The organism is Acidovorax sp. LjRoot117, from assembly GCF_964252695.1.
Taxonomy (GTDB): Bacteria; Pseudomonadota; Gammaproteobacteria; order Burkholderiales; family Burkholderiaceae_C; genus Acidovorax.
In genome coordinates this window covers 132,816-147,177 of the sequence record NZ_CAXUPO020000001.1, presented here as the reverse complement: position 1 = coordinate 147,177, position 14,362 = coordinate 132,816, and the positions used below count along the sequence as shown (strand labels likewise).

The following is a 14,362-nucleotide window of genomic DNA, read 5'->3' as shown; positions in this document are numbered from 1 at the left end:
GTTTCCAAACCAATACAACAAGCTCTACAGGAGCTGTGAATGCCTGGACTGACGCATCGAAACGAAGGGAATTGCCGGGGATGCCAATGATCTGCAGCGCTCTAGCGCAGCATCGTGAGGCAGGGGCGCGTGGATGGGGGCGAGTGGTAGGAGCGCAGTTTTGCTAGCAAAAGAGTAGCTGGTTGCGCTTGCTGGCTGGGCGCTGAGGGCGATTTTGAGCGTGCAGCCAAAGGCCGCAGCCTCCGCCACAAGGTCACCATCCATGCCATCAACAACCACATGCTCGCTTCGATCCGCTGGCAGGTGGCGCCCGGGTGGGGTGCATCTGCCAGCTTCTGGGATTCCGTATCAGTGTTTCAATCTGTCAGCCCGCCGCGCGCTGTGCAGGCCACCACAGGCATCTGGCCTGCAATCTGCGTGCACGACACCCGTTGGCATCGACGTGCCTGAACGTGGGGCAAGGGCTGTGTGGACTAAACTCCAGACAAATCAACCACTTACATGACAACGCGCAGGTGAAACACATTATAGGGGCCAAACCGCCCGCAGCGGCTGCGGGGCTTCCCGCAGTCCGCATGGTGGAGGTCGACGAAGACTCCGCGGGCCAGCGGCTCGATAACTTTTTGATACGCCATTTGAAGGGCGTGCCCAAGACGCACGTCTATCGCATCATCCGCAGCGGCGAGGTGCGCATCAACAAGGGCCGTGCGAGCGCCGACACCCGGGTGGAGGCGGGCGACGTGGTGCGCCTGCCGCCGGTGCGCATCTCCGACAAGGTGGCCGACAAGGCCGAGCGCCCCGCGCCCGCGCGCGAATTCCCGATCCTGCTCGAAGACGAGCATGTCATCGCCATCGACAAACCCGGCGGCGTGGCGGTGCATGGCGGCAGCGGCGTGAGCTTCGGGGTGATCGAGCAATTGCGCCAGGCACGCCCGCAGGCGAAGTTCCTGGAGCTGGTGCACCGGCTGGACCGCGACACCTCGGGCATCCTGCTGGTGGCCAAGAAGCGCTCGGCGCTCACCCACCTGCAGGACCAGTTCCGCGAGCGCGAGACCGGCAAGACGTACCTGGCGCTCGTCACCGGCGCCTGGCCGGCCAACAAGAAGGTCATCGACCTGCCGCTGCACAAATACCTGCAGGCCGACGGCGAGCGCCGTGTGCGCGTGACCACGGAGGATGACCCGGACGGCATGCGCTCCATCACGCTGGTGAAGGTGCGCAGCACGATCCCTGCGCGCCAGGCCCAGGGCCTGCCGGTGATGTCCCTGCTGGAAGTGACCATCAAGACCGGCCGCACGCACCAGATCCGGGTGCACCTGGCCAGCCAGGGGCATGCCATCGTGGGGGACGACAAGTACGGTGACTTCGACCTGAACAAACGCCTGCTGAAGCTGGGGATGAAGCGCATGTTCCTGCATGCGTGGCGGTTACAGTTCAACCACCCCGCCTCGGGCGAGCGCGTGGCGCTGAATGCCGAACTGCCGCCCGAACTGGCTGACTTCGTGACCCCAGCGCCCGACCAGGCGTGACACCGCCCATGCCCGCCTCCAGCTTTCGCCCCCGCCGCTACGACCTCATCGCCTTCGACTGGGACGGCACCCTGTTCGACTCTACCGCCATCATCGTGCGCTGCATTCAAGAGGCGGTGCGCGATGTGGGCGGCACCGTGCCGTCCGACAAGGATGCCGCGTACGTCATCGGCATGGGACTGATGCAGGCCCTGGCCCACGCCGCGCCCGATGTGCCGCCCGAGCGCTACACCGACCTGGCCAACCGCTACCGGTTTCACTACGTGCAGCACCAGGACGACCTGAGCCTGTTCGAGGGCGTGCTGCCCCTGCTGAACGACCTGCGCGAGCGCGGCCACCTGCTGGCCGTGGCCACGGGCAAGAGCCGCCGCGGGCTGGACGAGGTTCTGCACACCGTGCAACTGCGCGGCATGTTCGACGGGTCGCGCACCGCAGACCAGACCGCCGGCAAGCCGCATCCGCTGATGCTGCAGGAGCTGATGGCCGAGTTCGACGTGGCGCCGGGGCGCCTGCTCATGATCGGCGACACCACCCATGACCTGCAGATGGCGGTGAACGCCGGGTGCGCGAGCGTGGGCGTGAGCTACGGCGCGCACGAGCCCGAGGTGTTCGGTGCGCTGGAACCCCTGCACGTGGCGCACTCGGTGCGCGAGCTGCACGACTGGCTGCTGCAGAACGCCTGACCGCCATGGCCACCGACAGCATGATTCCCTTGTGCGGCAGCGGCGACCTGGTCGACGGCGGCTTGGCGGTGCCTTTCGACGTGGTGTACGCAGGCCAGACCTGCCGGGCGTTTGCCATCCGCTACCGGGGCGAGCCCCATGCCTATCTCAACCGTTGCACCCACGTGCCGATGGAGATGGACTACCAGGCCAACCGCTTTTTCGACGACACCGGCCAGTGGCTGCTGTGCGCCACGCACGGAGCCGCCTACCTACCCAGCACGGGCGAATGCGCAGGCGGGCCGTGCCGTGGCGGGCTGGTCAAAATCCCACTGACGGAAAGCGATGGTGCAGTGCACTGGCATACTGACCACCATCTGCAGCCCATCGCGTTCTGAAAACCCTCCCCACAGGCCCGATGCCGCCGCCGGCCGCGCCCGCTGCACCGTGCCAGGACCCATGACATGACCACCGATTCCCAACAGCCCGGTTCGTCGGGCTTCGACCCCAAGAGCAACCCCGCGCCCGATCTGTGGGCGCAATCAGCTACAAACTCAGGAGCATCTGTGAGCGACTCATCGCGTGAACCCGGCTGGGAGCGCGCCACGCTGGAAAAGCTGGCCTTTGCCACCCTCAATGAGCAGCGCAGTGCGCGCCGCTGGAAGATCTTCTTTCGCCTGACCTGGCTGGTGCTGATCGCCGCCATCGCCTTCATGGCGCTGCGCCAGGCATCGCCCAGCGCCAGCAAGACCTCGCCCCACACCGCGGTGGTGGACATCAAGGGCGAAATCGCCGCCGGGGCCGAAGCCAGCGCCGAGTTCGTGGTGGCCGCCATGCGCAGCGCGCTGGAAGACGAGGGCTCCCAGGCACTGGTGCTGCTCATCAACTCGCCCGGTGGCAGCCCGGTGCAGGCCGGCATCATCAACGACGAGATCGTTCGCCTCAAGGCCAAGCACGGCAAGCCGATCTATGCGGTGGTGGAAGAAACCTGCGCCTCGGCCGCGTACTACATCGCGGCGGCCGCGGACGACATCTACGTGGACAAGGCCAGCATCGTGGGCAGCATCGGTGTGCTGATGGACGGATTCGGCTTCACCGGCACCATGGAAAAGCTGGGCGTGGAGCGCCGCCTGCTGACGGCCGGCGAGAACAAGGGCTTCCTCGACCCGTTCAGCCCGCAGACCGAAAAGCAGCGTGCCTATGCGCAGACCATGCTCGACCAGATCCACCAGCAGTTCATCGCTGTGGTGAAGGAAGGCCGTGGCGACCGCCTCAAGACCACGCCCGATACCTTCAGCGGCCTGTTCTGGACCGGCCAGCAGGCTGTGGAAATGGGCCTGGCCGACAAGCTGGGCAATCTGGATTACGTGGCCCGTGAAGTGGTCAAGGCCGAGGAAATCATCGACTACACCCGCCGCGACAACGTGGCGGAGCGCCTGGTCAAGCGCTTTGGCGCGGCCATCGGTGTGGGCGCGGTGAAGTCGCTTGCCTGGGCCGGCCCTCAGCTGCGTTGAGCGGTTGAGCGCCACGGCGCCCGCGCTTTGTAGCGTCGCAGTGGCCGGTGAGTCGGTCACCTGACGCGCATCCAGACGCGCAACCGGGCAACCATCAAGCCTTCCAGCCCCGTGCAACGTCATTGTTGCGCGGGGTTATTTTTTTGGGGCAGGCCCGTATCAGCTGTCGGTTCCGGCAGCTTTGCGCTGGCGGGAGCCGTCTTCCAGGATGGTGTCGTCGGCGATCAGCTTGCCGGATTCATCCCACTGCTTGCGGGCCGTAAGGCGTGTGCGGCCCCGCGCGTCGGGGGTGGAGTATTGCTCCTCCGTCGCCAGCCGGCCGTTCTCGTGGAAGGCCTGCTGCGTGCCCACGCGCCACTGGTCCGCGTTGAGCTGCTCGCGCCGTGCCAGCTTGCCGTCGTCGCGGTACATCTCGCGCAGCTGGCGGGCGTCCTTGCCGCTGCCGCTGACGGTGCTGCGCTCGCGCAAGGACCCGTTCAGGTACCAGCGTTCCACCTGTACCTCGCGGCCGTCTGCAAAGCCGCGTTGCTCGATGGGCTGGCCTGATGCGCCATAGCGTCTGGCGCTGAAAAGCTGGCCGCGCGTGTCGCGCAGCGTGCGGTCGTCGGGGGTGAAGACACGTTCCTCGCGCAGCACGCTCTTGCCGCCCTCTGTATAGAAGCTCTTGTGCACGCGCCGGCCGTCCACCACAAGCTGCTGAGCCGACACGACGCCGTCGCTGGACCACTCGGTGGCGCTCAGCAGGCGGCCCTGGTCGTAGCGCAGTTGCGCAGACCGCGCACCGCTCTCGGCGTACAGCTCGGTGTCGGTGGCGCCGTTGAAGCCGCAGAGCTTGCGGTCTTCGGGCAGCACGCTGCTGCGCGGGCAGAGCAATCGCGTGGGCTGGCCCTTGCTGTTGTATTCGACATGGAAAAGCTCTTGCCCCTCGCCGTGAAACGACACGCGCTCCCCCCGGCCTGTGGCGTCGAAGCGGCGCACGGCGCCCTGGGTGCGGCCGTTGTCGGCGGTTTCCTCGCGGCGCACCTGGCCGTTGGGCCAGAACTCCGCCACCCGGCCGTGGCTGTTGCCGCGTTCGTTCACCGTGCGCTCGCGCAGCAGGCGGCCCTCGCGGTCGAACATGCGCTCCTGGCCAATGAACTTGCCGTTGCGCAGCTCTTGCTCGCGCTGCAGGTGGCCGGTGTCTTCTTCCCGGCATCGCACCAGCCCCGACTTGCCCGCCAGCTCCGCGCCGTTGGAGACGTTGAGGGGCTTGCCATCCATTTCACAGCGAATAATGGCGCTGGCGCTTGCTCCATAAGCGCTGGCAGCTATAAAAATAGTAGTGACGATGTATTTCATGGGTGTGGCTCCATGGTGCTGTGCGCCGTCGTGCGCTGTTGCACGCTGCTTTTTTTACCGGCCCAGCGCGAACACGACGGGTGTGCGGTTGTCCGGTGCGGCGGGCTGCTGGCGCCATTGGCGGACCAGTTGGCTCTGGATGCGGGCTTCCGGCAGCGTCAGACCGCTGGCCAGGGCCAGGCGGGTGTGGGGCTGCAGCGCCTGCACCAGGGCCTGCCACAGCGCCGCGTTGCGGTAGGGCGTCTCGATGAACAACTGGGTCTGGCCGGTTTTCAGGGCCAGACCCTCCAGCTCCTTGATACGCTGCGTGCGCTCGTGCGCGTCCTGCGGCAGGTAGCCCACGAAGGCGAAGTTCTGCCCATTGAGCCCGCTGGCCGCCAGTGCCAGCAGCAGAGACACCGGTCCGACCAGCGGCACCACGCGGATGGAGAGGTCGTGCGCCGCGCGCACCACGGATGACCCAGGGTCGGCCACGGCAGGCATTCCAGCCTCGCTGACCAGGCCGATGTCGTGCCCCGCCAGCGCGGCAGCCAGCAGGGGGCGCGCGTCGAACGGCGCGGAGCCCTTGTCGCCGTGGTCGCCCTTCTTGTGCACCTCGCGCGGTAGTTCGGTGATCTGCTGCTGCTGCAGGGGAGCTGCCAGCGGGTGCAGTGCATCGATGCGCTTGAGGTAGGCGCGGGTGCTCTTGGCGTTCTCGCACACCCAGTGCGTCAGGCGCGCGGCGGTCTGCAGGGTGCTGTCGGGCAGGGCGTCCTGCAGCGGGGCGGTGGTGTCGCAGCCGAAGTCGAGCGGGGCGGGTACCAGGAACAGGGTTCCGGTTTTTGTTGTCATTGGGAGTATTCAGTGCGTTGTTCAGGGTCCGAGGACTCCGAATTGGACGCGGTCCATGCCAGTGCACCCGTGGAACTGGCTTTGCCAGGCCACCGGGTGCGTCCCCCTCCCGACGGAGAGGGGGAAGGCGCGAAGCGCCTCAGGGGGTGCTTGATCACGGCAACACCAGGCCCGCGGCGCGCAGCATGCGGCAGGTGCGGATCAGCGGCAGGCCGATGAGGGCCGTGGGGTCGTCGCTGTGGATGGCGTCGAGCAGCGCAATGCCCAGGCCTTCGCTCTTGGCGCTGCCGGCGCAGTCATAGGGTTGCTCGGCGCGCAGGTAGCGCTCGATCTCCGCATCGGAGAGGTCGCGGAATGTCACTTCCACGGGCGCCAAGTCGACCTGCTCGAACCCCGTGGCCGCGCACACCACCGCCACGGCGGTCTGGAAAATCACGGTCTGCCCGCGCATCTGGCGCAGTTGCTGCACGGCGCGCTCGTGCTCGCCGGGCTTGCCCAGCGGCGTGCCGGCCAGGTCGGCCACCTGGTCGGAGCCGATGACCACGGCTTGTGGGTACTGCTGCGCCACGGCGCGGGCCTTGGCCAGGGCCAGCCGCAGCGCCAGGGTGCGGGGGGCTTCGCCGGGCTCGGGGGTTTCGTCCACATGGGGGGCCGCCACGTCGAACGGCAGGCGCAGCCGTTCCAGCAATTCACGCCGGTAGCGCGAGGTCGAGCCCAATACCAGAGGGCGTTGCAGGGGAGGGGATTGAAGCATGCGCCGATTCTCTTACACTGCCGCCATGACCAAGGAATTCTCCCCCCAGCGCCTCGACGTGAAAGCCTTTGCACAGGCGGGCGGGCGGCTGTCGGGCCACGAATCACTTTTGAAGTACGAGCGCCTGGCCCAGGAGGCCAAAGGCCTGCACCCGGACCTGATGGTGGACTGGGAAGCCGTGGGCGAGGTGCGCACCGCGCTGGGCGGTATGGGGCAGGTATGGCTGCGCATCAAGGTCACCGCCAGCTTCCCCATGGAATGCCAGCGCTGCCTGACGCCGGTGGACGTGCCCCTGGAGGTCGACCGCGAGTTCCGCTTCGTGGCCGACGAGGCCACCGCCGAGGCGCTGGACGACGAGAGCGAGGAAGACCTGCTCGCCATGACCCGCGAGTTCGACCTGCGCGAGTTGATCGAAGACGAGCTCCTGATGGCGCTGCCCGTGGTGCCCAAGCACGACGAATGCCCGACCTCGGTGCCCATGGCATCGACCGACGACGACTTCGAGGAAGCCAGTGCCGACAAGCCCAATCCCTTCGCGGCCTTGGCGGGTTTGCGCAAGGACACCAAGGGGTAGTGAGCCGCGCGAAGGGGCTTGCCGGCCAGGCTGTCGCCCTGTGCCGACACGTGCAGGATGAGTCGCCCGAAAGGGTATAGACAGCCCCCAAAATCATTTGGGTTATAATCGAGGGCTTCACGCGAATCCCCTCGTGTCTTAATGGGCTGATCGCGTATTTACCAACCTATTCAGACCAGGAGCCATCATGGCCGTTCAGCAAAACAAAAAGTCCCCTTCCAAGCGCGGTATGCACCGTTCGCACAATGCCCTGAATGTGCCAGGCATTGCAGTGGAACCCACCACCGGTGAAACCCACCTGCGTCACCACATCAGCCCCAACGGTTTCTACCGTGGCCGCCAAGTGCTGAAGAACAAGTCCGAAGCCTGACCTTCGCACCATCCATAGGCCCGTTGCTACAGAAAGCGTAGCGCGGGCCTTTGTTTTGGTTATTGCATTTCATCGCTGGCCCACGGCCAGTCAGACTAGTCGCCCATGATCACACTGGCTGTTGACTGCATGGGGGGCGACCATGGCCCCCGCGTCACGCTCGCGGCGTGCCGTCAGTTTCTTGACAATCATCCGGATGCTCGCCTGCTGCTCGTCGGCCTGGCGGACAGCCTGCAGTCGTTTTCGCACGATCGGGCCACGGTCGTTGTCGCTACCGAGGTGGTGGCGATGGACGACCCGGTGGAAGTGGCCCTGCGCAAGAAGAAAGACTCTTCCATGCGCGTGGCCATCCAGCAGGTCAAGGACGGGGCTGCCGCGGCTGCCGTGTCAGCCGGCAATACCGGCGCACTGATGGCGATTGCCCGCTATCTCCTCAAAACCCTGGACGGCATCGACCGCCCTGCGATCGCCACCCAGCTGCCTAATGCCTTGGGCGGTGCCACCACGGTGCTGGACCTGGGTGCGAATGTGGACTGCTCGGCCGAGCATCTGCTGCAGTTCGCGGTGATGGGCTCCGCGCTGGTGTCGGCCCTTCAAGAGGGTGGCGAGCCCACCGTCGGCTTGCTGAACATCGGTGAAGAAGTCATCAAGGGCAGCGAAGTCATCAAAAGAGCCGGTGAACTGCTGCGATCTGCTGGCAACGCCGGTGATCTGAACTTTTTTGGCAATGTCGAGGGTAACGACATCTTCAAGGGGACTGTCGACATCGTGGTATGTGACGGTTTTGTGGGGAACGTGGCGCTTAAGGCGAGCGAAGGTGTGGCGTCCATGATCATCGGCGCCCTGAAGACCGAGTTTTCGCACAACATTTTCACCAAAATGGCTGCTATCGTGGCCTATCCGGTCTTAAAAGCGCTGATGAAGCGTATGGACTACCGCCGCTACAACGGCGCGGCGCTTTTGGGGCTGCGCGGACTGGTCTTCAAGAGCCACGGATCGGCGGACACAATGGCTTTCGAGCAGGCTTTGAACCGGGCGTATGATGCAGCCCGCAACAACCTGCTCGACCGCGTCCGGACCCGGATTGCGCATGCGGCCCCGCTCCTCGCGCCCGCAGATGCCCAGACCCAACCTGGCGTAGCGGCGACGATGAGACATTGATGAGACGCTACTCCCGCATTACCGGTACCGGCAGCTATCTGCCCCCGCGCCGGTTGACCAACGCCGATCTGGTAGCTGAATTGGGCCAGCGCGGTATCGAAACTTCGGACGAATGGATCGTGGAACGCACCGGTATCCGGGCGCGCCACTTTGCCGCGCCCGATGTCGGCAGCAGCGACCTGGGGCTGGAAGCTGCACGCAACGCCTTGCAGGCGGCGGGCCTGCAGCCCACGGACATCGATCTCATCATCGTGGCCACGTCCACACCGGACATGGTGTTCCCCTCCACCGCCTGCATCCTGCAGAACAAGCTGGGTGCCAATGGCTGCCCCGCCTTCGATGTGCAGGCCGTGTGCAGCGGCTTTGTGTATGCGCTGGCGGTGGCCGACGCCATGATCCAGTCCGGCGGAGCCAGCCGCGCACTCGTGGTCGGCTCCGAGGTGTTCAGCCGTATCCTGGATTTCAACGACCGCACGACCTGTGTGCTGTTTGGCGACGGAGCCGGCGCTGTGGTGCTTGAGGCTTCGGACACGCCCGGCATCTTGTCGAGTGATCTGCATGCCGACGGCAAGCATGTCGGCATCTTGTGCGTCCCGGGCGGTGTTTCGGGTGGACAGGTGCTGGGCGACCCACTGCTCAAGATGGACGGACAGGCCGTGTTCAAGCTGGCGGTCGGGGTGCTTGAAAAGGCAGCCCACGCAGTGCTGGCCAAGGCGGGCTTGGTCGAAGCAGATATCGACTGGCTGATTCCTCACCAGGCCAATATCCGCATCATGCAAAGCACCGCCAGGAAGCTCAAGCTGCCCATGGACAAGGTGGTGGTCACCGTGGACCAGCATGGCAACACGTCGGCAGCGTCCATTCCGCTGGCGCTCGACCACGGTGTGCGCACCGGCCAGGTCCAGAAGGGGCAGACCCTGCTCCTCGAAGGTGTGGGCGGCGGTTTCACCTGGGGCGCCGTGCTCCTGAAGTTATAGCTGCTAGCGCTTGCTGAGCGAGCGGTAGGGCAAGATTTCAATCATATTTCTGGATTTTTCATGAAGACTTTTGCATTTGTCTTTCCGGGACAAGGCTCTCAGTCTGTGGGCATGCTGGACGGCTGGGGTGACCACCCCGTGGTCGTACAGGCGCTGCAGGAGGCCTCGGATGCGCTGGGCGAGAACGTCGGCCAGTTGATCAAGGATGGCCCCAAGGAAGTGCTGGCGCTGACGACGAACACGCAGCCTGTGATGCTGGTGGCGGGTGTCGCGGCTTGGCGCGTGTGGCGTGCCGAAGGTGGTGCGCTGCCGGCTGCGGTGGCGGGTCATTCGCTGGGCGAGTACTCGGCATTGGTGGCTGCAGGCGTGCTCACCCTGGCGCAAGCCGCGCCGCTGGTGCGCCTGCGCGCTGCCGCCATGCAGGAAGCCGTGCCAGTGGGTACAGGTGCCATGGCGGCCATCCTGGGCATGGATTCCGCCAAGGTCATCGCCGGGTGTGCCGAAGCACTGGCTTCGTTCGGCCCCGGCACTTCGGAAGTGGTCGAGGCGGTCAATTTCAACGACCCCATCCAGACCGTGATTGCGGGCACCAAGGCGGGTGTGGACAAAGCCTGCGAAGTGCTCAAGGCTGCAGGCGCCAAGCGCACGCTGCCCCTGCCGGTGTCGGCCCCTTTCCATTCCAGCCTGATGAAGCCCGCGGCCGAGAAGCTGCGTGCAGCGTTGGCGGATGTGGCGCTCGCAGCGCCGCAGATTCCTGTGCTCAACAATGTGGACGTGGCCGTGCAGCAAGATGCCGACGCGATCCGCGATGCGCTGTACCGCCAGGCTTTTGGCCCCGTGCGCTGGGTCGAATGCGTGCACGCCCTGAAGGCGCGTGGCATCACCCACATCATCGAAAGCGGCCCTGGCAAGGTGCTGGCAGGCCTGACCAAGCGCATCGACCCTGAGCTGGTCGGTGGTGCCATCTTTGATCCGGCCTCGCTGGCCGAAACCCGGGAGTTGCTGGCATGACGGAAACCTCATCGGCAGCGCAGGTGGCGCTGGTCACGGGCGCATCGCGCGGCATCGGCGCGGCCATCGCGCTGGAGCTGGCCGTGCGCGGCTATCAGGTGGTGGGCACTGCCACTACGGACGAAGGCGCACAGCGTATCAGCCAGGCCCTGTCGGCCTACCCGGGCTGCCGCGGCGCGAATCTGAACGTCAACGACATGGCAGCCATCGACGCGCTGCTGGACACCATCGTCAAGCAGCAGGGCGGCCTGCACGTGCTGGTGAACAACGCAGGCATCACCCGCGACACCCTGGCCATGCGCATGAAGGACGATGACTGGGATGCGGTGCTCGACACCAATCTCAAGGCCGTTTTCCGCATGAGCCGCGCCGCCATTCGTCCGATGATGAAGCAGCGTTTCGGGCGCATCATCAGCATCACCAGTGTGGTGGGCGCGTCCGGCAATCCGGGACAGGCCAACTACGCCGCGGCGAAGGCGGGCGTGGCCGGCATGACGCGCGCACTGGCCCGTGAGCTGGGCAGCCGCAGCATCACCGTGAACTGCGTGGCACCCGGTTTCATCGAGACGGACATGACGTCCGTGTTGGCCGAAGAGCAGCAAAAAGCGCTCAATGCGCAGATCCCGCTGGGCCACATGGGCAAGCCCGAGGACATCGCGCATGCGGTCGCTTATCTCGCCTCGCGCGAGGCTGGCTATGTGACGGGGCAGGAGTTGCACGTCAATGGCGGCATGTACATGTAATTAATGAAAGATAACGCCGCTTCATCCGGACGGCGGGCTGTTTAGGGCTTCTCCTTAAGCAGCTAGAATCGCGGATTCATTCACAACCCCCAGAGGGAAACCATGAGCGATATCGAAGCACGCGTCAAAAAAATCATTGCCGAGCAACTCGGAGTGGAAGAGTCCCAAGTCACGAACGAAAAGGCGTTCGTCGCTGACCTCGGCGCTGATTCGCTGGACACGGTAGAACTGGTGATGGCCCTGGAAGACGAATTCGGCATCGAGATCCCCGACGAAGACGCGGAGAAGATCACGACGGTGCAAAACGCCATCGACTACGCCAACACCCACCAGAAGGCCTGAGCGGCGCACTGCGCCTGACTCAAGCGATCAGCTAGAAGGTTTTTCACGCATGAGCCGTCGTCGCGTTGTCGTGACCGGCCTGGGATGCGTCAGCCCCGTGGGCAACACGGTGGCCGAGTCCTGGGCCAATCTCCTTGCCGGCCAGTCCGGCATTGACCTCATCACCAAGTTCGATGCGTCGAACTTCGCCTGCAAGATTGCAGGGGAGGTCAAAGGTTTCGACCTGGATTCGTACATCAGCGCCAAGGATGCGCGCGCGATGGACAGTTTCATCCACTTCGGCATTGCCGCTGCTGCACAAGCCGTGCAGGACGCGGGCCTGCCGACGGGTGAGGCGCTCAGTGAAGAATTGGCCACGCGCATCGCCTGCGTGATTGGCTCCGGGATCGGTGGCTTGCCGCTGATCGAGAACACCCATGCCGAACTCACCAGCCGGGGGCCGCGGCGCGTCACGCCGTTCTTCGTGCCGGCCTCCATCATCAACATGGTGGCGGGGCATGTGTCCATGCGGTTTGGCTTCAAGGGGCCAAACCTCGCCGTGGTGACTGCCTGCACAACGGGCCTGCACTGCATCGGCGAGGCAGGCCGCATGATCGAATACGGGGATGCCGACGTGGTGGTGGCCGGTGGGACCGAATCCACCGTCTCCCCGCTGGGCATCGGCGGCTTTGCCGCCATGCGTGCGCTGTCGACGCGCAACGATGATCCCAAGACAGCATCCCGCCCCTGGGACAAGGACCGCGACGGTTTTGTGCTGGGCGAGGGCGCCGGGGTCATGGTGCTCGAGGAGTACGAGCATGCCAAGGCCCGCGGCGCCAAGATCTACGCCGAACTGAGCGGCTTCGGCATGAGTGCCGACGCCGGCCACATGACGGCACCCAACATGGATGGCCCCCGCCGCGCGATGCTCAACGCCTTGCGCAATGCGGGCATGAATGCCGATCAGGTGGACTACCTGAACGCGCACGGCACGTCCACGCCGCTGGGCGACCTGAACGAAACGAATGCCATCAAGGCGGCCTTGGGCGACCATGCCTACAAGACCGTCGTGAGCTCGACCAAATCCATGACCGGCCATCTGCTGGGTGGAGCGGGCGGCATTGAAAGTATTTTCACCGTGCTGGCGCTGTACCACCAGAAGGTGCCGCCCACGATCAACCTGTTCAACCAAGACCCCGAGTGCGATCTCGATTACTGCGCCAACACGGCCCGTGACATGAAGATCGACGTGGCCGTGAAGAACAACTTCGGCTTCGGGGGCACCAACGGCACGCTGGTGTTCAAGCGCGCCTGAACCTGGTGTCCATTGCTTCGCGGTAGACGCTGTGGGGTGAGGCTTGACGCCAATGCCTGGCATGCGGTTCTCTGAGTCGCCAGCCTTCGGGATGAGGCATCCGTTCCCATGACCCCGCTGGCGCGACACGCCCCCGCAGTGAACTATCCCTTCGGACGCAGCAGCGTCCTTGCGGGTTTTCTGCTCGCCGTGGTGGCCTGGGGCGCTGGTGGATTGGCGGCATGGGCATTGCAGGGCACCCGTGCGGGCGTGCCGTGGTCCGTGTGGATGGCGGTGGGTGTGTGGCTCGTTGCCGCCATCTGTGCGGTTCATTTCTGGCGCCATCATCCAGTGGGCATGCTTCGCTGGGACGGTCAGTCCTGGTCTGTCGTTTTGGCGGCCGGGCACGCCGATGCACAGGTCCAGGCACTTTCCGGCCCGCCGGGAGTCTTTCTCGACATGCAATCGCACTTGTGGGTGCATGTCTCGCCCGCAGGGCGTCGCGATCTCTGGCTGTGGCTGGGGCGTTCAAGCCAGCACGAGCGTTGGATGGATATGCGCCGTGCGGTATATTCGCGCGCCAAGCCGGGCGTTGACCCTGACGCAATCGCCCCGGCTGGTAGCCCAGGGGCGTGATTTTCGAGTATCAATGACTGTAAATACGCCTTCCCCTTCCGAGGACAGTGATCTCCAACTGGTGGAGCGCACGGTTGCGGGCGATCAGCGTGCCTACGAGTTGCTGGTCATCAAGTACCAGCGCCGCATCGAGCGGCTGATCGGCCGGATGGTTCGAGATACGGACATCATCCCGGACATCGCGCAGGAAACCTTCATCCGGGCCTACCGTGCCCTGCACCAGTTTCGCGGCGAGGCCCAGTTCTACACCTGGCTCTACCGGATTGCGGTGAACACGGCCAAAAAAGCGCTCATGGACATGAAGCGCAACCCGGTCATCTCGGAGAATGCACTGAGAGGGAATGACGATGAGGATGAAACTTCCCGCCTCGGACATGAACTAACCAGCGAAGAAACCCCCGAAACCGTACTCGCTGCCCGAGAAATCGCGCAAGCCGTCAATGCGGCGATGGAGGCGTTGCCCGAGGATCTGCGGCAGGCGGTGACGCTGCGCGAGATCGAAGGGTTGAGTTACGACGAGATCGCCCTGGCGATGGGTTGCCCCATCGGCACCGTGCGGTCGCGGATTTTCAGGGCGCGGGAGGCCATTTCGGCCCGGGTGCGTCCCTTGCTCGAAAACCAGACGGGCAAACGGTGGTGAGGTGATG

The 14,362-nt window shown here is 65.0% G+C and carries 17 protein-coding genes; 14 read left to right on the top strand and 3 right to left on the bottom strand.

All coding sequences use genetic code 11. From position 1 onward, the window contains the following. Positions 1 to 515 precede the first annotated feature (515 nt). The 4 genes from ACSQ3D_RS00720 (at position 516) to ACSQ3D_RS00705 (ending at position 3,705) form a co-directional block, all read left to right on the top strand. Complete coding sequence (locus tag ACSQ3D_RS00720) at positions 516 to 1,529, top strand: RluA family pseudouridine synthase (RefSeq protein ID WP_436125583.1); 1,014 nt, start codon at positions 516 to 518, stop codon at positions 1,527 to 1,529. A gap of 8 nt (positions 1,530 to 1,537) precedes the next feature. Then, positions 1,538 to 2,212 (top strand): HAD family hydrolase, encoded by a 675-nt coding sequence (locus ACSQ3D_RS00715; RefSeq protein WP_436125582.1) that lies wholly within the window; start codon positions 1,538 to 1,540, stop codon positions 2,210 to 2,212. A gap of 5 nt (positions 2,213 to 2,217) precedes the next feature. Next, entirely contained in the window at positions 2,218 to 2,589 is a 372-nt protein-coding gene (locus tag ACSQ3D_RS00710) for a Rieske (2Fe-2S) protein (RefSeq protein ID WP_056162078.1), read from the top strand. A gap of 66 nt (positions 2,590 to 2,655) precedes the next feature. Further along, a complete protein-coding gene (locus tag ACSQ3D_RS00705) occupies positions 2,656 to 3,705 on the top strand; it encodes a S49 family peptidase (protein WP_056162080.1) in 1,050 nt (349 codons plus the stop codon). Between the two features lie 159 nt (positions 3,706 to 3,864). On the opposite strand, the gene ACSQ3D_RS00700 is transcribed toward ACSQ3D_RS00705, so the two are convergent. From ACSQ3D_RS00700 to ACSQ3D_RS00690, 3 genes are all read right to left on the bottom strand, one after another. Then, positions 3,865 to 4,965 carry a hypothetical protein gene (locus ACSQ3D_RS00700; protein ID WP_436125581.1) on the bottom strand — a complete coding sequence of 367 codons (1,101 nt, stop codon included), beginning with the start codon at positions 4,963 to 4,965 and terminating at the stop codon, positions 3,865 to 3,867. A gap of 132 nt (positions 4,966 to 5,097) precedes the next feature. Further along, a complete protein-coding gene (locus ACSQ3D_RS00695; protein ID WP_436125580.1) occupies positions 5,098 to 5,874 on the bottom strand; it encodes an SAM-dependent methyltransferase in 777 nt (258 codons plus the stop codon). A gap of 154 nt (positions 5,875 to 6,028) precedes the next feature. Further along, positions 6,029 to 6,628 (bottom strand): Maf family nucleotide pyrophosphatase, encoded by a 600-nt coding sequence (locus ACSQ3D_RS00690; RefSeq protein ID WP_436125579.1) that lies wholly within the window; start codon positions 6,626 to 6,628, stop codon positions 6,029 to 6,031. Positions 6,629 to 6,653: 25 nt separating this feature from the next. On the opposite strand from ACSQ3D_RS00690, the gene ACSQ3D_RS00685 reads away from it, so the two are divergent. The 10 genes from ACSQ3D_RS00685 to rpoE all read left to right on the top strand — a co-directional run bounded on the left by ACSQ3D_RS00685 (position 6,654) and on the right by rpoE (position 14,355). After that, positions 6,654 to 7,202 carry a YceD family protein gene (locus ACSQ3D_RS00685; protein WP_436125578.1) on the top strand — a complete coding sequence of 183 codons (549 nt, stop codon included), beginning with the start codon at positions 6,654 to 6,656 and terminating at the stop codon, positions 7,200 to 7,202. Between the two features lie 187 nt (positions 7,203 to 7,389). After that, a complete protein-coding gene (gene rpmF, locus ACSQ3D_RS00680) occupies positions 7,390 to 7,572 on the top strand; it encodes a 50S ribosomal protein L32 (RefSeq protein ID WP_005794249.1) in 183 nt (60 codons plus the stop codon). A 105-nt stretch (positions 7,573 to 7,677) separates the two neighbouring features. Beyond that, positions 7,678 to 8,733: a phosphate acyltransferase PlsX gene (plsX, locus tag ACSQ3D_RS00675; protein ID WP_436125577.1), complete on the top strand. Its 1,056-nt coding sequence runs from the start codon at positions 7,678 to 7,680 to the stop codon at positions 8,731 to 8,733. Beyond that, positions 8,733 to 9,710: a beta-ketoacyl-ACP synthase III gene (locus tag ACSQ3D_RS00670; protein ID WP_436125576.1), complete on the top strand. Its 978-nt coding sequence runs from the start codon at positions 8,733 to 8,735 to the stop codon at positions 9,708 to 9,710. The genes plsX and ACSQ3D_RS00670 overlap by 1 nt, the downstream gene beginning before the upstream one ends. A 60-nt stretch (positions 9,711 to 9,770) precedes the next feature. After that, a complete protein-coding gene (gene fabD / locus ACSQ3D_RS00665) occupies positions 9,771 to 10,721 on the top strand; it encodes an ACP S-malonyltransferase (protein ID WP_436125575.1) in 951 nt (316 codons plus the stop codon). Continuing rightward, positions 10,718 to 11,464 (top strand): 3-oxoacyl-ACP reductase FabG, encoded by a 747-nt coding sequence (fabG, locus tag ACSQ3D_RS00660; RefSeq protein WP_436125574.1) that lies wholly within the window; start codon positions 10,718 to 10,720, stop codon positions 11,462 to 11,464. The genes fabD and fabG overlap by 4 nt, the downstream gene beginning before the upstream one ends. Before the next feature lie 102 nt (positions 11,465 to 11,566). Then, positions 11,567 to 11,806: an acyl carrier protein gene (gene acpP / locus ACSQ3D_RS00655; protein ID WP_003058049.1), complete on the top strand. Its 240-nt coding sequence runs from the start codon at positions 11,567 to 11,569 to the stop codon at positions 11,804 to 11,806. 49 nt (positions 11,807 to 11,855) lie between these two features. Next, positions 11,856 to 13,100, top strand: a complete 1,245-nt coding sequence (gene fabF / locus ACSQ3D_RS00650) for a beta-ketoacyl-ACP synthase II (protein WP_056420842.1) — start codon at positions 11,856 to 11,858, stop codon at positions 13,098 to 13,100. A gap of 138 nt (positions 13,101 to 13,238) precedes the next feature. After that, the gene (locus tag ACSQ3D_RS00645; RefSeq protein ID WP_436125573.1) at positions 13,239 to 13,715 is read left to right on the top strand and encodes a hypothetical protein; all 477 of its coding nucleotides are present in this window, start codon (positions 13,239 to 13,241) and stop codon (positions 13,713 to 13,715) included. A gap of 13 nt (positions 13,716 to 13,728) precedes the next feature. Further along, entirely contained in the window at positions 13,729 to 14,355 is a 627-nt protein-coding gene (gene rpoE, locus ACSQ3D_RS00640) for an RNA polymerase sigma factor RpoE (RefSeq protein WP_056420843.1), read from the top strand. Positions 14,356 to 14,362 lie beyond the last annotated feature (7 nt).